25 protein-coding genes and 1 tRNA gene are annotated in these 24,796 nt (G+C 66.3%); 14 read left to right on the top strand and 12 right to left on the bottom strand.

What is annotated here, in order from left to right; all coding sequences use genetic code 11:
• The first annotated feature begins 3 nt into the window (after window positions 1-3).
• From ABIR17_RS11010 to pstB, 6 genes are all read left to right on the top strand, one after another.
• Window positions 4-2,190 (top strand): RNA degradosome polyphosphate kinase, encoded by a 2,187-nt coding sequence (locus ABIR17_RS11010; protein WP_348004440.1) that lies wholly within the window; start codon window positions 4-6, stop codon window positions 2,188-2,190.
• Window positions 2,187-3,125, top strand: a complete 939-nt coding sequence (locus ABIR17_RS11005) for an NUDIX domain-containing protein (RefSeq protein ID WP_348004439.1) — start codon at window positions 2,187-2,189, stop codon at window positions 3,123-3,125. The genes ABIR17_RS11010 and ABIR17_RS11005 overlap by 4 nt, the downstream gene beginning before the upstream one ends.
• Window positions 3,126-3,290: 165 nt before the next feature.
• Window positions 3,291-4,403, top strand: coding sequence for a phosphate ABC transporter substrate-binding protein PstS (locus tag ABIR17_RS11000; RefSeq protein WP_348004438.1), 1,113 nt, complete (start codon window positions 3,291-3,293; stop codon window positions 4,401-4,403).
• A 246-nt stretch (window positions 4,404-4,649) separates the two neighbouring features.
• Window positions 4,650-5,576 carry a phosphate ABC transporter permease subunit PstC gene (gene pstC, locus ABIR17_RS10995; protein ID WP_348004527.1) on the top strand — a complete coding sequence of 309 codons (927 nt, stop codon included), beginning with the start codon at window positions 4,650-4,652 and terminating at the stop codon, window positions 5,574-5,576.
• Window positions 5,573-6,688 (top strand): phosphate ABC transporter permease PstA, encoded by a 1,116-nt coding sequence (pstA, locus tag ABIR17_RS10990; protein ID WP_348004437.1) that lies wholly within the window; start codon window positions 5,573-5,575, stop codon window positions 6,686-6,688. The genes pstC and pstA overlap by 4 nt, the downstream gene beginning before the upstream one ends.
• Before the next feature lie 27 nt (window positions 6,689-6,715).
• Window positions 6,716-7,495 carry a phosphate ABC transporter ATP-binding protein PstB gene (gene pstB, locus ABIR17_RS10985; RefSeq protein WP_348004436.1) on the top strand — a complete coding sequence of 260 codons (780 nt, stop codon included), beginning with the start codon at window positions 6,716-6,718 and terminating at the stop codon, window positions 7,493-7,495.
• A 7-nt stretch (window positions 7,496-7,502) separates the two neighbouring features.
• On the opposite strand, the gene ABIR17_RS10980 is transcribed toward pstB, so the two are convergent.
• From ABIR17_RS10980 to ABIR17_RS10970, 3 genes are all read right to left on the bottom strand, one after another.
• Window positions 7,503-8,213, bottom strand: a complete 711-nt coding sequence (locus ABIR17_RS10980; protein WP_348004435.1) for an anti-sigma factor — start codon at window positions 8,211-8,213, stop codon at window positions 7,503-7,505.
• Window positions 8,210-8,872: an ECF RNA polymerase sigma factor SigK gene (gene sigK / locus ABIR17_RS10975; RefSeq protein ID WP_348004434.1), complete on the bottom strand. Its 663-nt coding sequence runs from the start codon at window positions 8,870-8,872 to the stop codon at window positions 8,210-8,212. Before sigK ends, ABIR17_RS10980 begins: the two co-directional genes overlap by 4 nt.
• A 178-nt stretch (window positions 8,873-9,050) precedes the next feature.
• Window positions 9,051-10,775, bottom strand: a complete 1,725-nt coding sequence (locus tag ABIR17_RS10970; protein ID WP_348004433.1) for a cytochrome c biogenesis protein DipZ — start codon at window positions 10,773-10,775, stop codon at window positions 9,051-9,053.
• Between the two features lie 163 nt (window positions 10,776-10,938).
• Between ABIR17_RS10970 and ABIR17_RS10965 the strand changes: the two genes are divergently transcribed.
• Window positions 10,939-11,571: a fasciclin domain-containing protein gene (locus ABIR17_RS10965; RefSeq protein WP_348004432.1), complete on the top strand. Its 633-nt coding sequence runs from the start codon at window positions 10,939-10,941 to the stop codon at window positions 11,569-11,571.
• A gap of 181 nt (window positions 11,572-11,752) precedes the next feature.
• On the opposite strand, the gene ABIR17_RS10960 is transcribed toward ABIR17_RS10965, so the two are convergent.
• The gene (locus ABIR17_RS10960; protein WP_348004431.1) at window positions 11,753-12,382 is read right to left on the bottom strand and encodes a DNA-directed RNA polymerase subunit beta; all 630 of its coding nucleotides are present in this window, start codon (window positions 12,380-12,382) and stop codon (window positions 11,753-11,755) included.
• Between the two features lie 168 nt (window positions 12,383-12,550).
• Between ABIR17_RS10960 and ABIR17_RS10955 the strand changes: the two genes are divergently transcribed.
• Window positions 12,551-12,766, top strand: coding sequence for a hypothetical protein (locus tag ABIR17_RS10955; protein WP_348004430.1), 216 nt, complete (start codon window positions 12,551-12,553; stop codon window positions 12,764-12,766).
• Window positions 12,757-12,832, top strand: a tRNA-Lys gene (locus ABIR17_RS10950). The genes ABIR17_RS10955 and ABIR17_RS10950 overlap by 10 nt, the downstream gene beginning before the upstream one ends.
• Before the next feature lie 2 nt (window positions 12,833-12,834).
• On the opposite strand, the gene ABIR17_RS10945 is transcribed toward ABIR17_RS10950, so the two are convergent.
• A complete protein-coding gene (locus tag ABIR17_RS10945; RefSeq protein WP_348004429.1) occupies window positions 12,835-13,311 on the bottom strand; it encodes a pyridoxamine 5'-phosphate oxidase family protein in 477 nt (158 codons plus the stop codon).
• 62 nt (window positions 13,312-13,373) lie between these two features.
• A complete protein-coding gene (locus ABIR17_RS10940) occupies window positions 13,374-14,204 on the bottom strand; it encodes a sulfurtransferase (protein WP_348004428.1) in 831 nt (276 codons plus the stop codon).
• Window positions 14,205-14,323: 119 nt separating this feature from the next.
• Between ABIR17_RS10940 and ABIR17_RS10935 the strand changes: the two genes are divergently transcribed.
• Both ABIR17_RS10935 and ABIR17_RS10930 read left to right on the top strand, forming a co-directional pair.
• Window positions 14,324-14,755 (top strand): thioredoxin family protein, encoded by a 432-nt coding sequence (locus tag ABIR17_RS10935; protein ID WP_348004427.1) that lies wholly within the window; start codon window positions 14,324-14,326, stop codon window positions 14,753-14,755.
• 8 nt (window positions 14,756-14,763) lie between these two features.
• Window positions 14,764-15,300, top strand: coding sequence for a DUF4395 domain-containing protein (locus tag ABIR17_RS10930; protein ID WP_348004426.1), 537 nt, complete (start codon window positions 14,764-14,766; stop codon window positions 15,298-15,300).
• Between the two features lie 66 nt (window positions 15,301-15,366).
• On the opposite strand, the gene ABIR17_RS10925 is transcribed toward ABIR17_RS10930, so the two are convergent.
• The 4 genes from ABIR17_RS10925 to ABIR17_RS10910 form a co-directional block, all read right to left on the bottom strand.
• Complete coding sequence (locus tag ABIR17_RS10925) at window positions 15,367-16,518, bottom strand: HAMP domain-containing sensor histidine kinase (protein WP_348004425.1); 1,152 nt, start codon at window positions 16,516-16,518, stop codon at window positions 15,367-15,369.
• 10 nt (window positions 16,519-16,528) lie between these two features.
• The gene (locus ABIR17_RS10920; RefSeq protein ID WP_348004424.1) at window positions 16,529-17,209 is read right to left on the bottom strand and encodes a response regulator transcription factor; all 681 of its coding nucleotides are present in this window, start codon (window positions 17,207-17,209) and stop codon (window positions 16,529-16,531) included.
• A gap of 89 nt (window positions 17,210-17,298) precedes the next feature.
• A complete protein-coding gene (locus ABIR17_RS10915; RefSeq protein ID WP_348004423.1) occupies window positions 17,299-18,363 on the bottom strand; it encodes a VIT1/CCC1 family protein in 1,065 nt (354 codons plus the stop codon).
• Window positions 18,363-19,298 carry an aldose 1-epimerase family protein gene (locus tag ABIR17_RS10910; protein ID WP_348004422.1) on the bottom strand — a complete coding sequence of 312 codons (936 nt, stop codon included), beginning with the start codon at window positions 19,296-19,298 and terminating at the stop codon, window positions 18,363-18,365. Before ABIR17_RS10910 ends, ABIR17_RS10915 begins: the two co-directional genes overlap by 1 nt.
• A gap of 61 nt (window positions 19,299-19,359) precedes the next feature.
• Here ABIR17_RS10910 and galE point away from each other — a divergent pair, with 61 nt between their 5' ends.
• Genes galE through galK form a run of 3 tightly spaced genes read left to right on the top strand, consistent with a single transcriptional unit; the run spans window position 19,360 to window position 22,582 of the window.
• Entirely contained in the window at window positions 19,360-20,331 is a 972-nt protein-coding gene (galE, locus tag ABIR17_RS10905) for a UDP-glucose 4-epimerase GalE (protein WP_348004421.1), read from the top strand.
• Window positions 20,328-21,422, top strand: coding sequence for a galactose-1-phosphate uridylyltransferase (gene galT / locus ABIR17_RS10900; protein ID WP_348004420.1), 1,095 nt, complete (start codon window positions 20,328-20,330; stop codon window positions 21,420-21,422). The genes galE and galT overlap by 4 nt, the downstream gene beginning before the upstream one ends.
• Complete coding sequence (galK, locus tag ABIR17_RS10895) at window positions 21,419-22,582, top strand: galactokinase (RefSeq protein WP_348004419.1); 1,164 nt, start codon at window positions 21,419-21,421, stop codon at window positions 22,580-22,582. Before galT ends, galK begins: the two co-directional genes overlap by 4 nt.
• A 23-nt stretch (window positions 22,583-22,605) precedes the next feature.
• Here the strand turns inward: galK and ABIR17_RS10890 are convergent, their stop codons facing one another.
• Both ABIR17_RS10890 and glyA read right to left on the bottom strand, forming a co-directional pair.
• Window positions 22,606-23,487 (bottom strand): bifunctional methylenetetrahydrofolate dehydrogenase/methenyltetrahydrofolate cyclohydrolase, encoded by an 882-nt coding sequence (locus tag ABIR17_RS10890; RefSeq protein WP_348004418.1) that lies wholly within the window; start codon window positions 23,485-23,487, stop codon window positions 22,606-22,608.
• On the bottom strand, window positions 23,484-24,788 hold the full coding sequence (gene glyA / locus ABIR17_RS10885; protein ID WP_348004417.1) for a serine hydroxymethyltransferase: 1,305 nt from the start codon (window positions 24,786-24,788) through the stop codon (window positions 23,484-23,486). Before glyA ends, ABIR17_RS10890 begins: the two co-directional genes overlap by 4 nt.
• Window positions 24,789-24,796 lie beyond the last annotated feature (8 nt).

Genomic DNA, 24,796 nt, shown 5'->3' with positions numbered 1-24,796 from the left:
GCGATGGAGGACAGCCCCCTCGGCGACGCCACGATCGCCGCCGACCTGCTCGACGATTACGACGCCGAACCGCTGTTCATCGACACCACCGAACTTCCGGGCGATCGCTTTCTCGATCGCGAGTTGAGCTGGCTCGGTTTCAACAAACGCGTGCTCGAACTCGCCGAAGACGAATCACTCCCGCTGCTCGAGCGCGCTAACTTTCTGGCGATCTTCGCGAGCAATCTCGACGAGTTCTTCATGGTGCGCGTTGCCGGCCTGAAGCGGCGGATCGCCACCGGAATTGCCGTTCCGACCAACACCGGCCGGTCTCCGATCGACGTTTTGCGCGACATCTCGGCACGTGCCCATGACCTTCAGGAGCGGCACGCCCAGGCCTTCCGCGTCATGGTGAAGCCCGCGCTCGATGCCGCAGACATCCACGTCGAGAGCTGGGGTGACCTCGACGAAAACGACCGCGCGAGCCTCGACGAGATCTTCTCGGGGCAGATCTTCCCGGTGCTGATGCCCCTCGCTGTCGACCCCGCGCATCCCTTCCCGTACATCTCGGGGCTCTCACTCAACCTGTCGATTCGGGTGCGCAACCCGCGGAACGGCCGAGAGGAGTTCGCGCGCCTCAAGGTGCCGACCAACCTCCCGCGATTCGTGAAACTGCCGGATGACGACCGCGGCACCCTGCGCTACATCCCGCTCGAAGACCTGATCTCCAACCACCTCGACGAACTCTTTCCGGGAATGGAGGTGTTGGAGCACCACGAGTTTCGGGTGACGCGCAACGAAGACCTCGAAGTCGAAGAGGATGACGCCGAGAACCTCCTCATGGCGCTGGAGAAAGAACTGCAGCGCCGTCGCTTCGGGCCCCCCATTCGGCTCGAGATCACCGACGACATGGACGAGACCACCCTGGCCCTGCTCATGTCGGAATTGCAGATCACCGAGCAGGAGGTCTACCGCCTTCCCGCGCCACTGGACCTCATGGGCCTGTTCGAGCTGATGCGGCTCGAACGCCCGAGTCTCAAATACGCCCGGCACGTTCCGACGACGAGCGTGAGCCTGTTGCCGACCGACCCGACCGAGAAGCCGGATGTCTTCGCCTCCATCTCGCGCGGCGACATCCTGCTGCACCACCCTTACGAGTCGTTCGCGACCAGCGTGCAGGCTTTCCTCGAGCAAGCCGCGGCCGACCCCAACGTGCTCGCCATCAAGCAGACGCTCTACCGCACGAGTGGAGACAGCCCGATCGTCGAAGCGCTGATCGACGCCGCCGAAGCCGGCAAGGCCGTGCTCGCCCTGGTCGAGATCAAGGCGCGCTTCGACGAGCAGGCCAACATCGGCTGGGCGCGCAAACTGGAACGCGCGGGAGTGCACGTCGTCTACGGGCTCGTCGGACTCAAGACTCATAGCAAGCTCGCCCTCGTCGTGCGGCAAGAGGGCGGCAAGCTCGTCCACTACAGCCACATCGGTACCGGCAACTACAACCCGAAGACCAGCCGCATCTACGAAGACCTGGGCCTGCTCACCGCCGACGACACCGTGGGAAAAGACCTCACTCGGCTGTTCAACGAGCTCTCGGGCTACGCGATCGAAAAGAAGTTCAAACGACTTCTGGTCGCGCCGCTGCACCTCCGCAAGGGCCTCCTCAAACGGATCGCCGCAGAAGCCGACAACGCGCGCGCTGGCAAGCCCAGCGGCATCCGCATCAAGGCGAACTCGATGGTCGACGAGTCGATCATCGACGCGCTCTACCGAGCCAGCCAGGCCGGAGTGCCGATCGAGATCTGGGTGCGGGGCATCTGTTCCCTCAAGCCGGGTGTCGAAGGACTCTCCGACAACATCCGGGTGCGCAGCATTTTGGGACGCTACCTCGAACACTCACGGATCTTCCGCTTCGAAAACGACGGCGACCCGCAGGTATTCATCGGCAGCGCCGACATGATGCATCGCAACCTCGACCGTCGCGTCGAAGCGCTCGTGCGGCTCACCCGCCCCGAGCACCTCGACGAACTTCAGCAGCTGTTCGACCTGGCGATGGCGGAGACGACGTCGTCGTGGTGGCTCGGCAACGACGGACACTGGACACGCCACGATCGGGATGACTCCGGAGAGCCGCTGCGTGATCTGCAGAATGAGCTCATGCGACAGATCGGCGCACGCAAGCGCCCCGCCAGCTACGGAGCAACGGCACGGTGACCGAGCCAGTCCTTGCGGCAGGAGCGGTCTGCTGGAAGATCACGGGCAAGGGCAAACTCCGCATCCTGGTGGTGCTTCGCACCCAGCACAAAGATGTCTCGCTCCCGAAAGGGAAGGTGGATCCTGGCGAGACGCTGCCCGAGACTGCCGTGCGCGAGATCGCTGAAGAGACCGGGCTGATCGTCGGACTCGGAGTGCCACTCGGGGTGGTTGAGTACGACCTGCCGAACGGGCGATCGAAAGTCGTCTACTACTGGGCTGCCGAGGTTGACCGGCTGGCCATCGAGAACTCCACCTTCGTCTCGAACGACGAAATCGATCAACTCGCCTGGATGAGCATCAAAAAGGCGCGCATCCGTCTCAGCTACCCCCACGACGTCGACATCGTCGATCGTTTCGCCGACCTCGCGGCCCAGGGTCGCGCGCGCACTTTCGCGATCATCGCCCTCCGGCATGGCAAGGCGACGCCGCCCGAAACCTGGAATGGCCCGGATTCCACGCGACCGCTGCTGCCTCGCGGCGAGACTCAAGCGATCAGCGTCGCTCCCGCCGTCGCGGCCTTCCGCCCCGCGAAGCTGATCTCCTCGACTGCGGTTCGTTGCGTCACCACGATCGCTCCCACCGCCCGAATCACCGGCCTCGACGTGGCGCAGAAGGGCGAGATCAGCCAGGAGGCCTTCAACGCCGATGGCGCAGCCGTGCGCAAGCTCGTTGAGAAGCGACTGCGCAAGGGCGTCACCGCGGTGCTCTGCAGCCACGGGCCGGTGTTGCCCCAGATCATCCATTCTCTTGCCCGAGCGACGGGTACGCCTGACAGTGCCCGGCTTCAGCGCGCGTCTGCTCTGGCGACCGGCGAATACGCCGTGTTACACATCCCCGTCGATGACCCCTCCAGCGGCATCATTGCGGTCGAGATCCACGGTCCTGCGGTCTAACCTTCGAGCGTTCTCCCAGCTGGGCGCGCGCGCCGTTCGGCCGTCGTTAACCTCGCGTTTACCGTCCACCCAAAGGCTGGTCACGCGGCGTTCTTACCGTCGGGACGGGCCTTCACCGGCTCGTCCTGTAACGACACATCAAAATTCCCGAAGGGAACACACACAGTGAAGATCACGCGTACTGGCAGCATCGCTGCCATCGCAATCGTGGGCGCAATGGCGCTCGCCGGATGTTCGACCGCTGGCGGCGGAACGACCCCCGCCCCCACCTCGGCTCCGATGGACTACAGCTCGATCTCCGGCACGCTCAGCGCCGGTGGATCCAGCGCGCAGGGCAACGCGGAGTCGGCCTGGACGGCCGCCTTCAAGGGCCTCGGCGCAACCCTGACGTTCGAGTACGACAAGTCGCAGGGCTCCGGCGGCGGCCGTACCAAGTTCCTTGCGGGCGAGTACGACTTCGCTGGCTCGGACGCTCCGCTCTCGGCCGACGAGACGACGTCTGCCGCAACGACCTGTGGCGCCGATGGTGCCATCGACCTGCCGATCTACCTTGACGGTGTGTCAATCGCGTACAACGTCTCCGGCGTGACCGACCTCAACCTGTCGTCGGCCACGATCGCGAAGATCTTCAACCTGAAGATCACCGACTGGAGCGACCCGGCGATCGCCGCCGACAACGGTGGCAAGGCGCTTCCGTCCGGCCCGATCACCACGGTCGTGCGCTCCGACAGCTCAGGCACCGCGACCAACTTCACGAAGTTCCTCGTGGGCACGGCCGGCACCGAATGGCCTTACCCGGCTGGCGGAACCTGGCCGATCACGGCCGGTGTTTCGGCTCAGAAGGGTGGCTCGGCAGTTGCCGGAACCATCGGCACGACCGCCGGTGCGATCGGCTACGTCGACCACAGCGCCGCGAAGGACTCCAACGGTAAGGCGCTCACCGTAGCGAACGTCAACGGTGTCGCTTACACGCCGGAAGCCGTCTCGAGCACGCTCGCGAACATCGGAACCGTCAAGAGCAACGGTGTTGCCGGTGACCTCTCGATCTCGTTCGACTACTCGAAGCTCGCTGCAACCGACTACCCGGTGCCGCTGCTCTCGTACGCGATCATTTGCAAGACTTTCGCGAACCCGGCCCAGGCCGAGCTCACGAAGGCCTACCTCGGGTTCATCGCGAGCACCACTGGCCAGCAGGTCGCCGCAAAGAACGCTGGCGCCGCCCCGCTGCCCGAGTCGATCCTCGCGCAGATCACGGCGTCGCTCGCGGACGTCAAGTAACCCTTCCGTAGTTCGCAGTAACCGGAATACTGAACATCGTGCAAGAGCCGCAGGGACAGGGCAAGGAGAGTCGTGACCGACAACTCAACGGTTGACGCTCGCGCGTCCTCCCCTGCGGCTCGGCCGGTCAAACCGGTAAAGAGTGGGGCCCCCCGGAACTCGGGGGGCCCCACCCCTGCGGGAGGCGTGTCGAAAGCCGGAGATCGCGTCTTCCTGGGCCTGAGCACGAGCGCCGCGTGGCTCATCATGGTGATGCTCGCCGGCGTCGCAATCTTCCTGATCATCAAAGCCTGGCCCGCCATCACGGCCAACTGGGACGCCAGCAACCCGCTCCAGGACCGCACGTCGGGCAACACCGCCGGCCAGACCAGCTTCTGGTCGTATGTCGGCCCCCTCGTCTTTGGCACTCTGTGGTCGGCGTTTCTCGCGCTTCTGATGGGCGCTCCGGTCGCGATCGGAATCGCGCTCTTTATTTCGCACTACGCCCCGCGGCGACTCGCCGGCACCCTGGGCTACCTGATCGATCTCCTCGCAGCAGTGCCGTCAATCGTGTTCGGCCTGTGGGGGGTGTTCGTCATCCGCGACTTCTTCAAGCCGCTCAACGGCTTCCTCAACCAGACCCTCGGCTGGCTTCCGTTCTTCCAAGGGACGACGAACGCCAATGGCGAGAGTCCGATTTCGGCCACCGGGTCGACAATTCTCGCTGGCGCGGTGGTGCTCGCCGTGATGATCCTGCCGATCATCACCTCGATCAGCCGCGAGATCTTCCTGCAGACTCCGAGCCTTCATGAAGAGGCGGCATTTGCTCTCGGCGCGACGCGCTGGGAGATGATCCGGATGGCGGTGCTCCCCTACGCGCGCAGTGGCATCGTCAGCGCCACCCTGCTCGGTCTCGGTCGCGCCTTGGGCGAGACGATGGCCATCGCGATCATCGTGTCACCGCACCTGGTCTACTCGTTCAAGCTCATCACCGACGGCGAGAACCCGGCAACGATCGCGGGCAACATCGCGCTGCAGTTCTCCGGATCGAACAGCCTCCAGCAATCGGCGCTCATCGCCACTGGCCTGATGTTGTTCGTGATCTCGTTCGCCGTGAACTTCATTGCGCGCATCGTCGTCGCCCGCACCGCGCCCGGCGCCAAGCGGCGGACCAGGAAGGTCACGAAAGCGTGAGCACCTCGACCCGAACTCCCTCGAACCGCACGCCGTCGACCCGCACCCCGTCGGCCCTTGTGGTCGGACAGTTGCCTCCGTTCAGCGAACTGTGGACTCTCATCGCCGTGACGATCGCGGTGGGCGTCATCTTCATGTTGATCGGCTTCAGCATCCCCGGCTGGCTGATCGTCTCGGCGATCACCTACCTCGTCGTCATCGGGGCACTCTCGGCCGTTGCCGAAGGCCGGCGCAAGGCAACCGACCGGGTGATCCGCGGGCTCGTGACTGCGGCGTTCCTGCTCGCGATGATCCCGCTGGTCTCGACGCTCTGGACGGTCATCTCGCACGGCATCGCCCAGATCACTCCCGACTTCATCTTCGGCGTCTCTCGATCCGAATTCGACGTGAACTCCCTCGAGGTGAAGGTCTTCCCCGGCGCCCTTCAGGCGATCGTTGGAACCCTCGAGACGACGGGTATCGCGGCCCTGATCTCGATCCCGATCGGCCTGCTCACGGCCGTCTGGCTCACCGAATACACGCTGCCCACCAACCCGGTGCGCCGAATCGTGACCTTCCTCGTGGATGTGATGACCGGCATCCCGTCGATTGTTGCCGGGCTGTTCGCGTTCTCGCTGTTTGCGCTGATTCGCGGCCCCCGCGAGGCGTATAGCGGCTTCTCCGCGGCGATTGCACTGTGCGTGCTGATGATTCCGATCGTCGTGCGCGCCTCAGAAGAGATGATCCGCCTCGTCCCCGACGAGCTGCGCGAAGCGTCGTACGCGCTCGGAGTCCCCAAGTGGCGCACGATCATCCATGTGGTGCTGCGCACCGCGGTCGCCGGTCTGGTGACCGGCATGGTGCTCGCGATCGCCCGAGTCATCGGTGAGACAGCACCGATCTACATCGCCGCGGGCATCGCCGGCGGGCTCAACACGGACCCACTCAACGGGGCGATGCAAACATTGGCTGTGCTGGCCTACACGGGCTACCAGTTCCCGAACTCGCAAGACCCGGCGGCATCGCTGCTCGAGGCCTGGGGTTCCGCACTGCTGCTCGTCATCCTGGTGATCGTCCTCAACCTCGTCGCTCGAATCGTCTCCCGGCTCTTCGCCCCCAAAGCGCGCCGGTAACCTGCGGCGAAATTAGAAAGGCTCCACGTGTCCAAGCGCATCGAGGTCAGCAACCTCAACGTCTACTACAGCGATTTCCTCGCCGTCGAAGGCGTCAACATCACAATCGAACCGCGCACGGTGACGGCTCTCATCGGACCGTCGGGATGTGGCAAGTCCACCTTTCTGCGCACCCTGAATCGGATGCACGAAGTGATCCCCGGCGCGCACGTGGAGGGTGAGGTGCTTATCGACGGCAACAACCTGTACGGGCCCGGCGTCGACCCCGTCATGGTGCGCCGCCAAGTGGGCATGGTGTTCCAGCGACCGAACCCGTTTCCGACGATGTCCATTCGCGACAACGTGCTCGCCGGCGTGAAACTCAATGCCCGCCGGATGCCGAAGGCGGAAGGCGACGATCTGGTCGAGAAGTCGCTGCAGCGCGCGAACCTCTGGAACGAGGTCAAAGACCGTCTCGACCGACCCGGATCCAGCCTTTCGGGCGGCCAGCAACAGCGCCTCTGCATCGCCCGGGCGATCGCGGTCTCCCCCGATGTCGTGCTGATGGACGAGCCGTGCTCGGCCCTCGACCCGATCTCAACGCTCGCGATCGAGGACCTCATCGAGGAGCTCAAACAGGACTACACGATCGTGATCGTGACCCACAACATGCAGCAGGCCTCCCGGGTGAGCGACCGCACCGCGTTCTTCAATATCGCCGGTTCCGGAAAGCCGGGCAAGCTCATCGAGTACGACGACACCTCAACGATCTTCAGCAAGCCCAGCGTTCAGGCGACCGAAGACTACGTCTCGGGCAAATTCGGGTAGGTCCGCCTCAGGCTTCGGTCGGGATGACGACGATCGGCGTGGTGCTCGGCGCAGCCGATCCACCGGACGGCTCGACCGTGATGCCCACTGAGTCTCCGCGCGCCAGGTTGCCGGCGAGCACGATCGACTGCACGTCACTTCCGCTGGCCGCGAAGGTACCCGCCGAGGCGGCTTCGCCCTGCGAGTTGATGAACCACATCTGGTAGGTGCGGTCCGACGGCAGGCTGCTGAGGTGCGAGACCAGGATGGCTGCTCGCTCGAGCGAATCCGACCACACGAGCGTCACGGTGCCTCCGCCGTCGACGTCAGCGCTCGCCCGTTCTGAATCAGCAGCGGCGACGATCCGGTCGACGCCCGATGCCTCGTGCGGGCTGAACGTCAGAGCGGCCACGCCACCCCCGACCACCAGCACAACCGCCGCGGCAGCCCCGATGAGCGCGGCAGCGGGACGTGCAAACCATGGCCCGCGCACGATGTTGGAGGTCTGCGGGAGCTCGTTCACGGCGCCGAGGATGGAGTCGCGCAGCGAGGTCGGCGGAGCGACCTGCTCGGTGGCGAGTCCGAGCATCGCCGCGGTCTCCCCGAACTCGCGCACCTCGGCGGCGAGACGCGGCGACCGACGCAGGTCGGCTTCTACCTCGCGGCGTTCCGCAGCCGTCAGAGCACCGGCAGCGTACGACGCAGCTCGCGTCGTGACATCGTCACGGGTCTCAGTCATGAGTTCACCCCCAGTTCGTCACGCAGCCGGATCATGCCGTCGCGCAGTCGGGTTTTCACAGTCCCCAGCGGGATGCCGAGGATCGAAGCCATTTCGTTGTGCGAATATCCGCCGTAGTACGCGAGGATCACCGCTTCGCGCTGCAGCGCTGTGAGGCGACTCATCGAGCGTTTGACACGTTCGTTTTCGATGCGGATCTCGACCAACTCTGAGACCGAGTCGAAGTCGCGCTCCATGTCGCGAATGCCGATCTTCAGGTCACGCTCGTGGCTCTTCTGCGATGCCCGGATGCGGTCGACCGCTCGGCGGTGGGCGATCGTGAGTACCCACGAGATGCCGCTCCCCCGGGTCAGATCGAATTTGCCCGCGGACTGCCAAATCTCCAAGAAGATCTCCTGAGTGACCTCTTCCGACTGGGCGCGATCGCGCAGCAGGCGGGTGACGAGACCCATCACCCGATTCGAAATTCGGTCGTAGACCTCGGCGAAGGCGGTGCGATCACCGGCGGCGACCTCCATCAACAGGTTCTCGATCGAGAGCTCCTGTGTGGATTCGGTGGCCGGCGGCACGATCGTCAGTCTCGCATCGCGGCGAGCTTCTGCCCGGAGGCGACGACGTTCGCCCCCTGCGTCGGAGAGCGAGATGACGACTGAACTCATGGCGTCCGCTCCTTTCTGGTGGGCGAGTCGCGGGGAAAGTTTGTCGACCGGGACGCGATGTCTGGGATGGCCTAGGCCCACCGCATCCCGGTCTGTAGAGAGTTCGGCGCCCCTCCCCCTTTTGGATTGGAGGCCCGTGGATGGGGAGGGGCGCCGAAGTTGTCGAGAGAAGTCGAGATCATCCGAACGTGAACGAGTACACGGTGACTCCGGCCAGCACTGTGAGTTCGATCTCACCCTGTTTCGCTCCGGTGAGTTTCAGCACCTCGTAGGAGTTCGGTGAGCCGTTGACCGCGATCTCGACGCGTGTGCCGTCGACGGTGGCGATCACCGTCCCCGATCCGCCGAGTACCGCGCGCACCTCCTGGGTGGCCGTGTACTCGAGCCTCACTTTCGCCGAGCCTCCGGTTGGGGTGGCTCCCTGAAAGTCGACGGTCCAGTCGCCTGTCAGGGCGAAGGTGTCTCGGGCCTGGTCGGCCGGGTAGCTGAACTTCTGGTCGCCGGAGCCGTACGCCCCCTCGCCGCCGTAGTTCACGACTTTGCCGGCACTCAGGTAGGTCTCCGGAGTGGTGGAGCCGGCGACGGGAGTATCGTCCTCGACGGAGGTCAACGCGGGCAACGTAAGGCCCGGGTCGGCATCCTGAAGCAACTGCCGGATGAGCGCTTCCGTGGTGCCGTAGCCGCCCTCACCCAGATGGATGTGACGCACCACCCCGTTGGCGTCGATCAGGTAGCTCGCGGGCCAGTACCGGTTGCGGTAGTTGGTCCAGGTCGAGAGCGAGTTGTCCATCGCGACGGGGTAGTCGATCCCTAAGTCCTGGATCGCCTGCTCGACGTTGCGCTGCTCCTTCTCGAAGGCGTACTCGGGCGCGTGGATGCCGATGACCTGCAGCCCGGCATCGCGGTACGCCTGATCCCAGGCCGTGACGTGAGGCAGGGACCGCTGGCAGTTGATGCAGGCGTAGGTCCAGAAGTCGATCAACACGACCTTCCCGTGGAGGTCGGCCAGATCGATCGCCTGACCGTCGGGGGTGTTCAGCCAGGCCGTGATGCCGGTGAGGTCGGGAGCGGTTCCACAGCTCTCGAGCTCGGTGGCGCCCTGGGTGCAGAGGTCGAGGTCTTTATTTTGGTCGTTCACCAGCCCGCCGAGGTCGAGAGCCTGCTGCACCTCATCCGATTCCGCGAGGGTCTGCTGGATGCCGCCGGTGTAATCCGGGATCAGACGCTGCAGGAGGGCCGGCAGGTTGAAGACCAGCCCGACCGCCAGGGCGAGCATGGTGACCCCACCGACGACGCGAATGAGTCCCTGACGCTTGCGGAACGCCTTGATCCGTTCGGCGACGCCACGGCCGGCGAGCGCGAAGATCAACAGCGGAACCGACGTACCGATCGCGAAGGATGCCGTGAGCACGACGGTGTCGAGCCCGATCCGTCCGGTCGAACCCGCGACGGTGATGGCCGCAAGCACGGGGCCCGCGCACGGGACGAAGACCAGCCCGAGTGCGGCTCCCAGCAAGAATCCGTTGCGGTCGGGGCTGACGTACTTCTGCGGAATCTTCGAGAACGGCTTTTCGAGGAGGTGCTGGAACTGCGGCACGATCAGGCCGATCCCGATGAGGCTCAGCACCACGATGCCCGACCAGCGCAGCACATCCTGAGGCAGCCCGATGAGAGCGAGCAGCAGCGACCCGATGAGGGTCACCACGCTGAAACTGAGGGCGAGCCCCGCGATAACCAGGAACGGTCGCCAGCGTGACGGCTTCTTGGTTTCGCCGTCCTCTGACATCCGCGAGCTCGCGGCGCCACCGGACAGGAAGATGACGGGGAGCACCGGGAGGATGCACGGCGAGATGCCCGTGACGAGTCCGCCGAGCAGCCCGATGAGGATCAAGGTGAGTGACATGACCCGGTGTTCGGAACCGGAGAGCCTTTCGACGGGTCTGCGGATTTTCTTCGCCACCGACCCATCCCTCGGCCGAGGGGCTCCGAAACATCCCTCGAAGCGAACGTCAATGGGGCGGACGCCGGGGGATCTGGGCCCCCTTCACACCGAAGGGATGATCCACATGCGCATCACAACTCGTATCGCCGGAGTCGCCGTGTTCGCGATGCTCGGCATCGGTCTCGCGGCTTGTAGCCCGGCGGCCACCACCGCTGACCCGACCATGGGTTCGTCGCCCAGCGCGGAAGCCATGGACCCGGCGTTCAACGACCTGGTCGGCTCGGGCTGCGCGGCCTACGCTGCCGCGGTTCCGGATGGCGGCGGCTCAATCGTCGGCATGTCGCAGGACCCGGTGGCTGTCGCGGCCTCTAACAACCCGCTGCTGACGACCCTGGTGGCCGCAGTTTCGGGCAAGTTGAACCCCGACGTGAACCTCGTCGACACGCTGAACGGTTCCGAGTTCACGGTCTTCGCTCCGGTGGATGACGCTTTCGCCAAGCTCGACCCGGCGACCGTCGAAGCCCTCAAGCTGCCCGAGAACGCAGCGCTGCTCTCGAGCATCCTGACCTACCACGTTGTTGCCGGCCAGATCCTTCCGGCTGACCTCGACGGCATGCTGACCACGGTCAACGGCGCGACCCTCACGGTCACGGGGAGTGGCAACAACATCAAGGTCAACGACGCCAACGTGATCTGCGGTGGCGTTCACACCGCCAACGCGACCGTCTACCTGATCGACAGCGTTTTGATGCCGTAACTTTCCACGGTTGATCGAAGCGACCGAGTCCTGTCTCCTGGGATTCGGTCGCTTCGCCGCTTAATGGCGGGACAGGGATGGGGGGGAGAAGTACCAGGCCGCAGAAACGCCTCTCGGCGCAAGGCCGCTCGAAGCGGCGAAATATGGAGCCCGGGGTTACTGCGGCCCGGCGTCGCCCAGTTTAGTCGAGGCCATCCGAGCGGGCGAGTCGTGCGCAGACCGAGAGTTCGTTCGCCGTGGTGGTCAGCCGCAGAGCACGGGTCGTGAGTTCCGTCGCACGGTCGGGGCTCGCGGCATCCTGATCGTCAGCGACGCTCGTGGCGCCCGCGGCGGTAACTCGGCAGAAGGCGGCGGCGCGGTCGAGCGCGAGTGCGAAGTCCCCGTCGAACACCCCCCGCAGGATGCGATCCGCGAGTTCGGTGATCTCGTCCGGCCCCGCCGGGGTCGGCGCGCCCACGACGACCGGGTCGATCGTCGACAGCACTTCAGCGCCGCGCTGGAACAGCAGACTCACCCCCGCCGGATCCTGGTGGATGAGCAGCCGGACCAGGTAGATGCGCCAGAGGGCGCCGGGAAGAGTGTTGGATGCCGACCGCGCCCACAGTTCGGCGAGCGCGTCGAGTCCGTGCTCGTCGGTGTAGTGAACCAACCGGTCGACGATCTCGGGGTCTCCCGACGACCGTGCGCGGTGCAGCAGCGCGTGCGCGCTCTCGTGGGCGATACGGATCACCTTGGCAGGATCCTCGCCCCCCACGAAGGACTCGAACTCGAAGCCGCCGAAGAGCGCCGGCTTGTGGAAATCGTCGGACACTCCCCCAACGGTACGCCGGTGCGGGGCGGTGTCTGAGCCGTCGCCTACTGTCGGGTTCCCCACCGATCGCGAGGTTCCGTGCGTCAACTTCTTTGCCCAGCGTGGTGCGTCGACACGCACGACTCCCGCGACGGTCGGCCCGTTCGCCATCACGGTGACACTCAGAGGGTGCCGGCGACAATTGAGGGGCGCGGCGCAGGCGGCATCCATTCGACCGAACTGGTTGTCGAGTTGTCGCGCATCCACGACGAGGTTGCCGTATGGCTCTACCTCGGCGACGGATGGACGGGTTTCTCGCTCTCCCTCGACTCCGCGGCACGACTGACCTCGGCGCTGCAGTCGAGTCTCCGCGCCGCCGGTACTCTAGATTCCGCGGGCCTGTAGCTCAGTCGGTAGAGCATCGGACTTTTAATCCGTTGGTCGTGGGTTCGAGCCCCACCGGGCCCACCAACTCACAACGTGACGGTGTGCGACTCCCCGACATCGGGAGCAGAACCCGTCACCAGCGCCTTGGCAACTTCGAAGGCGCGCACGACGCCCGGCTTGTCGACGTGCCAGTACTCGACGGAGTCGGCTGCCACCTCGAGCAATGCGACCGTTGGGTCCTCGCGACCGCCCTCGAACCAGGCTTCGGCCCACGGGTTCCAGAAGCGGTCGATGAGGGCGGCATCCCGCGTGACTGTCGCCGTGCCCGCGAGCGAAACGTGGCTGGCGCCGTCGGCGTAGGCAACGTTCACGTGAGGATCACCGGCGACGTCCTCCGTCTTCGGGCTCGGGTCCTGAGTGAAGAACCACACGTGACCGTCGAAGTCGTGGTCGAGCACGGCGAGGGGACGGCTGAAGAGCTCGCCCTTCGCACCGCGCGTGGTGACAGTTGCGAAGCGGGCGCCGCGCATGATGCCGTGAATCGTCTCAAGTTCGTCGTTCATGCCTCTACTTCATCCCGATCGATGCAGATCGGAAAGAGGTTGACGAGTGCGGCGTTCCGTGCTTATTGGCCGACAGCGACAGGCCGGTCCGGATGATTCGACCACTGACTCCACGATCCCGCGTAGAGCGAGGGGCGGAAGCCCGCGATCGTGAGTGCGGCGATCTCGTGGGCTGCTGTGACGCCCGACCCGCAGTAGACCGCGACCTCGTCGCTGGCATCGACGCCCACGTCGGAGAACCGGGCGCGCAGGGCTTCAGCGCTCAAGAAGTGCCCCTCGGCATCCACATTCGCAGCGGTCGGCGCACTGATCGCACCGGGGATGTGTCCCGCGCGCGGATCGACAGGTTCGACCTCGCCGCGGTAGCGTTCGCCGGCACGGGCGTCGAGTAGCGTGCCGTGGCTCGGGAACGATGCAGCGCCGTCGATGTCGATCGTGGGAAGGTGCCCGAAGTCGAGCACCACGTCGCCCCGAGTCGAGACCGCTTCGCCCGACTCGAGCTCGCGGCCGGATCGGGTCCAGGCGGCGAGCGCCCCGTCGAGCAACCGGACGTCGGCGATGCCCGCGTAGCTCAGCAGCCACCAGGCACGCGCAGCCGACTGGTTGGCGAGATCGTCGTAGACGACGACGGCGTCACCCTCGTTGATCCCCCACGACCGCGCCGCCTCCTGCAACCGTTCGCGGTCGGGGAGCGGATGACGCCCCTCGCTGGGTTCGCCGTGCGCGGCGAGTTGGGCATCGAGGTCGACGAACCGCGCTCCCGGAAGGTGCCCCGCGAGGTACTCGGGCCGACCGTCCCGGCGGTCGAGGCGCCACCTCACGTCGAGAACGATCGGGGGCGCATCCGATTCGAGTTCGCGCGCCAGCTCATCGACCGTGATCAGGATGCTCATCTCCCGAGTGTTGCCGGTTCCGCTCGCGCTCGCCAACGTTTCGTTGTGTGACGACGGGTGGCGTAACAGTAATTCACACTCGGATTCCGTCCCCGATCGCGGCATAACGTTGGCGCACCATGAACCCTGAAGCGGTCGCACTTGCGCTGGTGGCGCTCGTCGCCTTGGCGACCGTCGTTGGCATCGTGCTGCGTGCGACGGCCGGACGGGTTCGTCGTGCGACCGACGGCACCGTGATCCGCGCTCGGGAGCTTCCCGGCGTGCGAGGCCTTGGCCGTGGTGCGACCCTCCTTCAGTTCTCGACCGAGGTGTGCGCCCCCTGCACGACCACCCGTCGCGTTCTCGGCGGAGTCGCTGAGGCCGTCAGCGGTGTCACCCACGTCGACCTCGACGTGACCCACCGGCCCGACCTCGCGAGCAAGTTCCACATCATGAGTACCCCGACCACGCTCATCCTGGATCGTCGCGGTGTCGTGCGGGCCCGCATCGGCGGAGCCCCCCGCACCGCAGATCTGCGCGCCGAACTCGACCGCATCCTCGCCGCCGCCTAGGAAACCCCATGTCTACCGAAACCCAGAAGTCCGCCCACGCTCTGGCGGCGCAGCCGGGCCAAAAGGGCATCGACCCGCGAAGTCCGCGCTTCGGCGCCGGTATCACGGCGGTTCTGCTGCTCGTGGTTGTCGCTCTCGGCCTGAGCGTGCCGATTGGTGCGACGGTCGGCCAGCGGGTGCTCGAGCCGGGCTTCATCCTGTTTGCTCTCATCACTCTGCTGTTCGCGTGGGGTGCCTTCGCGGGCGTTCAGCGTCATCCGTACGGGCGCATCTTTCGCGCGCTCATTCGCCCGCGGCTCGCCCCGCCCACCGATCTTGAAGACCCCATTCCGCCGACCTTCGCCCAAGGCGTGGGATTTGTGATCACGCTGGTCGGCGTCGCGCTGCATCTGATCGGCGTCCCGTACGCCCTGGTGATCGCGGCCGGGGCGGCCTTCGTCGCCGCGTTCCTCAACTCGGTGTTCGCGTACTGCCTCGGCTGCCAGATCTACCTCGTGCTGCTTCGGCTGGGCCTGCTGCGTCGGTCGAGCGTGGCCGCGGGCTGAACCGACTCCGCCGGGCTTGCCCGCTGTCACGTCGATCTACTCAGACAGCCCGCTCAGGCCGCCCACTCAGGCCGCGAGGCCGTGCCGCGGGAGCCGCACGTCAAAGCGACAGCCGCCGGGAACATTGCGCACCGAAATGTCGCCGTCGTGAGCCTCGACGATGCCCTGCACAATCGCCAGCCCGAGACCTGCGCCGGATGAACGGCCCTCCCGCCCTTCCGGTGTGCGCGACGAGGTTGCCCGCCATCCAGCTTGGAAGATCTTCGACAGGTCAGCCTCCGGGATGCCGCCCCCGGCATCCTCGACCGTCAACATGACGTGACTGTCCCCGTCACGCCGCCCGGTGATCGAGATCTCGCTCCCGTGTGGCGAATGCTGGATGGCATTGATCAGCAGATTGCCGATCACCCGAGCGAGTTCGCGGGGGTCGCCGGCAACCGTCAGATCGCCACTGCCGGCCTCGGTGAGACTGATCGAGCGAGACCGCGCCAGCGCTCCCAGCTCGGCGACCGAGTCGCTCACGAGGTCGTAGAGCGACACGGGCTCGACCGTGAGCGCGAGAGCGCCCGAGTGGATCTTCGAGAACTCGAAGAGATCGTCAACGAGGGCGGTCAGATGGTCGACCTGAGACCGCATCTGCCGATGGAACCGCGTCGGGTCGTCGGCTAGGCCGTCTTCGAGGGCTTCTGCCATCGCCCGCAACCCGGCAAGCGGCGTGCGCAGATCGTGCGAGATCCACGTAACGAGTTCCCGACGCGACGCGTCAAGCGCCGCGACTTCTTCGCGCGCAGCAGCCAACTTGCGGCTTGTCGTCGCCAGGTCGCGGGCGAGGGCGGCGAACTCCGAACTGTCCGTGGTCGCGATCGTGGCAGTGATGGGTTCTCCGTCGCCGAGGGCGCGGGCCATCGCTCGCAGTCGAGCACTGTCCCGGGTGAAGCCGCGGGCCAGAAGCAGGGCAACTCCGACCGAGACCAGCCCCGAAATCACCGAGACGTAGGAGATGACCATGAGGTCGTGATCCGAGAGGTACATCGCTTGAGCCACCGCGATGATCCCGATCGAGACCGAGACGATCGCTGTCGCCACCATCACGCACAGCCGAACGAGCATCGGGGCGCGTCGCGTCGCCCGGAGGAGCACCAGACCGATCAACCCGACGCTCACCGCGCAGGCCAGCGAGATCGCGACGACGACGACGAGATCGGAGAGCGGCAACATCACGAGCCCTTCATAGGTCGAGGCGGTATCCGACGCCCCAGACTGTCACCAGAATCACGGGCTCCGTCGGGTTGAGTTCGATCTTCTCGCGCACCCGCCGCACCGTCACGGTCACTGTCGACAGATCGCCAAACTCCCAGTTCCAGACCGCGCGCAGCAACTGCTCGCGATTGAATGCTTGGCGGGGGTGCTTGAGCAGGAACGAGAAGAGATCGAACTCCCGCGCCGAGAGCGGCAACTCGGTGCCGTCGCGCCGAACGATGCGGGCCGACGGGTCGAGCGAGAACGGCCCGAGCTCGAACGCGGCTTCGGGAGTGAGATCACGAAGACTCCGGCGCAGGATGGATTGAACGCGCAGCACCAGCTCGCGGGGCGAAAACGGCTTCGACAGGTAGTCGTCGGCACCCGCTTCGAGGCCCACGATGCGATCCTCGGGCGACCCCAGCGCGGTGACCAGGATGACCGGGATCGTCGAACTGCTGCGAATCCGGCGGCACACCTCGGCCCCGTCGATTCCGGGGAGCATGCGGTCGAGCACGACGAGATCCGGCTTGCTCGTTGCGACGGCGGCAAGAGCCTCGAAACCGTCGGTGGCGGTGATCACCGAGAAACCCGCAGCGCGCAGATAACTGCTCGAGACTTCACGAACGGTGGGGTCATCTTCAACCAGGAGAACGCGCCGATCTGCCAACTCTCGATTGAGCTGTAAGACGGTGGATGGCGAACTCACACTCCCGAGTATGGACGGTGCTCTTCGCCACAACCTGGTGAGAGGTGCGGCTACAGGTTCACCGTCTCGAAGAGCAGCCCGAGCAGGTAGGTGACCGCGGCCGCGCCGAGGCCGATCGCGAGCTGACGCAGGGCGCGCTTGAGCAGGTTGCCGCCCGACAGCAGTCCGACAATCGTGCCCGTTGCCAGCAACACCAGCCCCACCGAGGCCGAGGCAATCGCGACCGCGACGAATCCGTCCGACCCGGCGAGGTACGGGATGACCGGAATGAAGGCCCCCGACGCGAAGAACAGGAAGCTCGACAGCGCGGCCGACCACGCCGATCCGATTCCGTCTTCATGTTCCTCTTCGGCGGTCTCGACACCGACCTCGTCAAGATGCAGCGTTGCCAGTACTTCGCTCGCGTGCTTTTCGGCGTCCTTCGCCGACATGCCTCGTGCCCGGTAGACAAGCGCGAGTTCGTTGGCATCGACGTCGAGGTCGGGCAGCGCACGCTGCGACTCGGGATCGGGCCGGGATGCCTCGAGCAGCTCGCGCTGTGAACGCACCGAGACGTACTCCCCGACCCCCATCGAGAGAGACCCTGCGAGCAGACCCGCGACGCCGGTCACCAGCACTGTCGCGGCCGGAAGGCCGGTAGCCCCGACTCCGAGCACCAGGGCGAGGTTGCTGACCAGCCCGTCGTTGACCCCGAAGACCGCCGCCCGCAGGCCACCGGCCAGGCGCCGCCGACCGCGGGCCGCGAGCCCACGCAGCACTTCGCCGTGAATGCGTTCATCGGCCGCCATCGCATCTGAGGCATCGGCGTCAGCGTCGTACGGTGAGCGCCCTTCGGCGCGTTGGGCCAGGACGAGCACGAAGAATGAGCCAAACCGGCGGGCGAGGCGAATCAGCAGGCGGCTGCCGAGGCTCGCCCGCGGAGTCGGGTGGGCGCGTTCACCCAGGAGGTCGAGCCAGTGCTGCTCGTGGCGCTGCTCGGCTTCGGCCAGGCCCCGCAGAATCTCGCTCTCCTCGCCGGTATAGCGCTCGGCGAGTTCGCGGTACAGCGCCGCCTCGGCCCGTTCATCGGCGAGGTAGCGGCGCCAACGACGGATCCGCGCCGGTGAGGCCGTCATCAGGCCGTTCCGCCGCCGGGGATGTACCGCAATCCCCACGACCCTTCGGAGGTCGCACCGGGTTCTATCCACTGCAGCCCCTGGCCGGAGTTGAGCGCGTCAGGCGGGGCGGTCATCGGCTCAACAGCAATTGCGTAGCCCGCACCGCCATCTTTCGGAAAGACGTCACCCGGCGTGAACACCTGCAGGTAGCCCCAGTCGACATCCTGAACCAATTCGACTTTCGAGCCGTCAGGAGCGGTGAGCCAGGCGCTCGCGCCATCGCGCAACGTCACGCCCCCGAAAGCGGTGTCGAGGTCGAGATCTCCGACCCTCAACCCCTCGCGAAGGTCAAAACGGGTCCCGTCGACGGCGAGCTCGCCGATCGGGTTGAGCCGGTCGTCGACATCGAAGTAGGTCGACGCCGCGAGGGTGAGCACGAGCTGGTCGACCGGAACGTCGCCGACGCGCAGGAACGGATGCGTCCCCACCGCGTAGGGCGCTCGATGCTCGCCGAGATTCGCAACGCCGTGGGTGACCGTGAGGCCGTCGGCACGAAGTTCGTAGCGCACCCAGGTGTCGAGCAGAAACGGCCAGCCGTGCTGCGGCGCGACGAGCGCACCGAGCAGCACGCTCGACGCCGTCTGCTCGCGAATCTCATAGTCGGCGAACCGCAGAAGCCCGTGCAGGGCGTTGCCTCGCGCGGTTTCGGTGATGTCGAGTTGCTGAATCTCGCCCTCCAGCATCCACTTTCCGTCGCGAACGCGGTTGGGCCAGGGGACGAGCACCGTGCCGTTGCCGAACGCCGGTGCGTCAGCCCCGTCGTTTGGCTCCGTGAGGTGCACGCCGCCCGCCACGGAGAGCGAACGCAGCACAGCCGCGACCGTGCCGACTTCGGCGCGAGCGCCATCCATCTCGAGAGTGATGCGGTGGCCAAGAGAGTCACGATTCGTCACGGATCAAGCCTAGGCCGGTGCGCGTCGCACGCCCGGCGGGAAGGACCGTATCCTCGATCCTGTGACCTGGCTCGTGACCGGCGGCGCCGGCTACATCGGCGCGCACGTCGTTCGCGAGTTCCTGGCTGTCGACATGCGCGTCGTCGTCCTCGACGACCTGTCGAGCGGTCACCGTGCATTCGTTCCCGCCGGCGTGCCATTCACTCGGGGAACGATTCTCGACGGCGGCCTGGTCGAACGCGTCATCGACGAGCACGACGTGAGCGGTGTGGTTCACGTCGCGGGTTTCAAGTACGCCGGAGTTTCGGTCGAGCGCCCGCTGCACACCTACGAGCAGAACGTCGACGGCACAACCGTGCTGCTGGCCGCGATGGCCGACCGCGGCGTCGACAAGATGGTGTTCTCGTCGAGTGCGGCCGTCTACGGCACCCCGGATGTCGATGTCGTGACCGAGCAGACGCCGAAGGCTCCGGCCTCCCCCTACGGCGAGACGAAGCTGATCGGCGAATGGCTGATGCGCGACCAGTCGATCGCGGCGGGGCTTCGCTACACCGCGTTGCGCTACTTCAACGTCGTCGGGTCGTCGGCCGACTCGATCTACGACAGCAGTCCGCACAATCTCTTTCCCGTCGTCTTCGAGGCTCTTCTGGCGGGGAAGACTCCTCGGATCAACGGCGACGACTACCCCACCCCTGACGGCACCAACGTGCGCGACTACGTTCACGTCGGTGACATCGCTCTCGCCCACGTCGCGGCGGCGAAGCGTCTCGACGCGATCGAACCACTCGAGCCTGCGTACAACTTGGGCAGCTCCACCGGCGTCTCGGTGGCGGACATCATGGCTGCGATCGCCCGCGTGACCGGCATCGCGTTCACGCCCGAGATCAGTCCACGTCGACCCGGCGATCCGCCCCGCATCGTCGCCAACGGCGACCTGGCGACCCGCGATCTCGACTGGCAGATGCGGCACACTCTCGACGACATGGTCGCGAGCGCGTGGTCCGCGCGACAGGCCGCGGGCGGCGCCGAGTGAAACACTCCGCCCACCTGGCCGACGGTCGGGAACTGTTTTACTTCGACGACGTCGACACCGTGCTCGGACCCGAGCGTCGCATCGACACCCGAACCCTCGACCCTCGCCCCGAGACCTCGAAGATGCGCCAGGACGTGCTGACCGGCGACTGGGTCTCGATTGCTGCCGCCCGTCAAAATCGGGTCTTCCTGCCGCCCGCGGATCGCGATCCACTCGCCCCCCAGACTGCCGACAACCCCTCGGAACTTCCGGATGTCTACGACGTCGCGGTGTTCGAGAACCGCTCGCCGTCGTTTGGGCCGGCCCTGGGCGACGCCCCCGGCGCGCCGCACGGACTCGATGACCTCGCCGAACTCGGACTCGGCCGCGAGCGCACCTCGGTCGGTCGGTGCGAGGTCGTCAGCTTCAGCCCCGAGCACGAGGGATCGTTCGGAACTCAGACCGAAACCCGCGCCCGTACGGTGATCGAGGCCTGGGCCGACCGCACCGCAGCCCTCTCCGCGCTGCCGGGGATCGAGCAGGTCTTCCCGTTCGAGAATCGCGGCGAGGCGATCGGTGTGACCCTGCACCATCCGCACGGCCAGATCTACGCGTACCCCTACGTCACCCCGAGAACCACCCGGATGCTGGAGGCCGCGGAACAGTTCGGGCCACGACTCTTCGACGACATCCTCGAGTTTGAGCGCGGGTCAGACCGCGTGGTGCTGGCCGGTGACCACTGGACGGCATTCGTGCCGTTTGCCGCCCGCTGGCCCATCGAGGTGCACCTTGTTCCGCACCGACACGTGCCCGACTTCTCGGCGACCGACGATGACCAGCGCGCCGAGCTGGCAGGTCTGTATCTGCGCCTGCTGCGCGGAGTCGATGCCCTCTATGACACTCCGACCCCGTACATCGCCGCCTGGCACCAGGCCCCGGTGCACGTGGGACGCGAGGCGCTGCGATTGCACTTGCAGTTGACCTCACCCCGCCGCGCCGTCGACCGCTTGAAGTACCTCGCGGGTTCGGAAGCCGCCATGGGTGCCTGGGTCGCCGACGTGAGTCCCGAAGCTGCGGCCGCCCACCTCCGCACCGCGATGGAGTCAGCATGAGCGACATCCGCGACGACGCGACCGAACTCTTCACCGCCATCACCGGCCGCACCCCGGACGGTCTGTGGTCAGCACCGGGCCGGGTCAATCTCATCGGCGAACACACCGACTACAACCAGGGCTTCGTGCTGCCGTTCGCGATCGACCGGCGAACTGTGGTCGCTGCTGGACTCCGAGAGGATGCCGTCATCCGGGTAGCCAGCACGTTCTCGACCGGGGTCGTCGAACTCCCGCTCGCCGAACTCGACGGCGTGCGGGGTCAGATGGATTGGGCGGATTACCCCCTCGGCGTCGCCTGGGGACTGGGCCGGTCGGGTGCCGACCTCGCCGCGGTCCCGGGTGTCGACCTGGTGATCGATTCCACGGTTCCGGTGGGCGCGGGGCTCTCGTCATCCGCAGCGATCGAATGTGCGGTCGCGGTCGCTCTCGACGAGCTGTGGCGACTTGGGATGTCGCGCCCAGCTCTCGCCCGAATCGGACAGCTCGCCGAAAACGAGTTCGTGGGTGCCCCCACCGGAATCATGGACCAGTCGGCATCCCTGCTGGGTCGCCCCGATGCCGCAGTGTTCTTGGACTGCCGAAGCCTCGAGGTCGAACTCGTCGATCTGGGGCTCGCCGCCGCCGGGTTGACTGTTCTCGTGATGGATACGCGCGTCGCGCACGCGCATTCGACCGGAGGCTACGGCGAGCGCCGGGCGTCCTGCGAGCGCGGCGCGGCAACCCTCGGGGTGAGCTCGCTGCGGGAGATCGGCATCCAGGATCTGGATCGCGCCCGCGAGCTGCTCGACGACGTCACCTTCCGGCGGGTGCGGCACGTGGTCACCGAAAACCAGCGGGTGCTCGACACGGTTCGCGCGTTGCGCGAGAACGGCCCCCTGGCGATCGGCGACCTGCTCGACGCGTCTCACCGTTCGTTGCGCGACGACTTCGAGGTCTCGGTGCCCGAACTCGACCTCGCCGTCGAGACCGCGCTCGAGAACGGCGCGATCGGAGCCCGGATGACCGGCGGCGGCTTCGGCGGATCGGCGATCGCCCTCGCGCCCCTCGACGCGGTCTCCCGCATTCAGGTCGCCCTCGACGGCGCGTTCGCCGAGCACGGTTTCACCAACCCCGAGGTGTTCACGGTGACGCCGTCAACCGGAGCTGAGCGAGACTCCTAGCGCAGGCCTAGCGGTTCTGGCGCTTAGCGGTTCTGACGCTCCGCCGCGTCGACAACGTTCGACAGCAGAAGGGCGCGGGTCATCGGACCGACGCCGCCCGGGTTGGGCGACAACCAGCCGGCAACTTCGGCGACTGCCGGGTCGACGTCGCCGTGCAGCAGCGCCTTGCCCGACGCGGTCATCCCGACCCGGGTGACCCCGACATCCAGAACCGCGGCGCCGGGCTTGATCCAGTCGGCCTTCACGAAATGCGGTACCCCGATCGCGGCGACGACGATGTCGGCACGGCGCACCTCGGCCGGCAGATCGACCGTGCGGGAGTGGGTGAGCGTGACAGTCGCGTCGGTGCCCTTGCGGGTGAACACGAGTCCCAGCGGCCGCCCGACCGTGAGACCGCGGCCGATGATGACGACGTGTTTGCCCGCGATCGGCACGTCGTAGCGTCGCAGCAGTTCAACGACACCCGCCGGGGTGCAGGGCAACGGGGAGTCCAGGTCGCCGTCGACGCCCAGCACCAGTCGACCGAGGTTGGTCGGGTGGAGGCCGTCGGCATCCTTTTCGGGATCGATCAGTTCGAGGATCGCGTTCTCGTTGATCCCCTTCGGCAGGGGCAGCTGCACGATATAGCCGGTAACGCTCGGGTCGGAGTTGAGTCCCGCGACGGCTCCCCGCACTTCGGCTTCGGATGCCGTTGCCTGCAGCGTGACCGGGATCGACGCGATCCCCACCTCGGCACAGTCGCGGTGCTTGCTCGACACGTACGAGATCGAACCCGGGTCCTCCCCTACCAGGAGGGTGCCCAAACCCGGGACGATCCCCCGTGCGGCAAGCACCTCAATACGGCCGCGCAGTTCGTTCTTGATCGCCGTCGCCGTCGCGATGCCGTCCAGCGTGATGGCGCTCATTTCCACGTTCCTGGGCTGGTCAGGCCGGGGTAGAGCGGGAAGGCCGAGGCAAGGGCCTCAACCCGGGCGCGCAGAGCCGGCAAATCGGGGTCGGGAGTGAGTGTTGCCGCGATGATCTCGGCGACCTGCACGAAGTCCGACTCCTGAAGACCACGGGTCGCCAGGGCGGGCGTTCCGATGCGGATGCCGGAGGTCACCATCGGCGGACGCGGGTCGTTGGGCACCGAGTTCTTGTTGACCGTGATGCCGACGTCGTGCAGAAGATTTTCGGCATCCTGACCGGTCAGCACCGAATCGCGGAGGTCGACGAGCACGAGGTGCACGTCGGTGCCGCCGGTCAGCACCGTAACGCCTGCTGCCGCGAGATCGGGCTGAGTGAGACGCGCGGCGATCACCCGCGCACCGTCAAGGGTGCGCTGCTGGCGGTCAGCGAACTCCGGCTCCATCGCCAGTTTGAACGCCGTCGCCTTCGCCGCGATGACGTGCATCAGGGGTCCACCCTGTTGGCCCGGGAAGACGTTGGAGTTCACCTTCTTGGCGATCTCGGGATCGTTGGTCAGGATGAAGCCCGAGCGAGGACCACCGATCGTCTTGTGCACCGTCGACGAGACGATGTGCGCGTGCGGGACGGGGTTGGGGTGCAGACCCGCGGCGACGAGTCCGGCGAAGTGCGCCATGTCGACCCAGAGGATCGCGTCGACCTCATCGGCGATCGCCCGGAATGCGACGAAATCGAGCTGCCGCGAATACGCCGACCAGCCCGCGATCAGCACCTTCGGCTTGACCTCGAGGGCCCGCTGGCGCACGACATCCATATCGATGCGCATCGTCTCCGGGTCGAGACCGTAGGCGTGCGCGTCGTACAACTTGCCCGAGAAGTTGAGCTTCATGCCGTGGGTCAGGTGACCGCCCTGGGCCAGTTCGAGACCCAGGATGCGATCCCCGGGCTGCGCGATGGCTGACAGCACCGCGGCGTTGGCCGACGCTCCCGAGTGGGGTTGAACGTTGGCGAACTCGGCGCCGAACAGCTTCTTGGCCCGCTCGATCGCGAGCACCTCGACGACGTCGACAAACTCGCAGCCGCCGTAGTAGCGCTTGCCCGGGTAACCCTCGGCGTACTTGTTGGTCAGCACGGAACCTTGGGCCTCGAGTACCGCACGTGGCACGAAGTTCTCGCTGGCGATCATCTCGAGGGTGGTGCGCTGACGGTTCAGCTCTTGCTCAAGCGCGTGGGCAACTTCGGGGTCGACTTCGGCGAGTGGAGCTGTGAACGCCGAGCTGGGCGCGGTGATTGACGACACGGGAGGTT

This window comes from Pseudolysinimonas sp., from assembly GCF_039912695.1.
Classification (GTDB): Bacteria; Actinomycetota; Actinomycetes; order Actinomycetales; family Microbacteriaceae; genus Pseudolysinimonas_A.
This window is presented reverse-complemented; position numbering and strand designations above follow the sequence as displayed.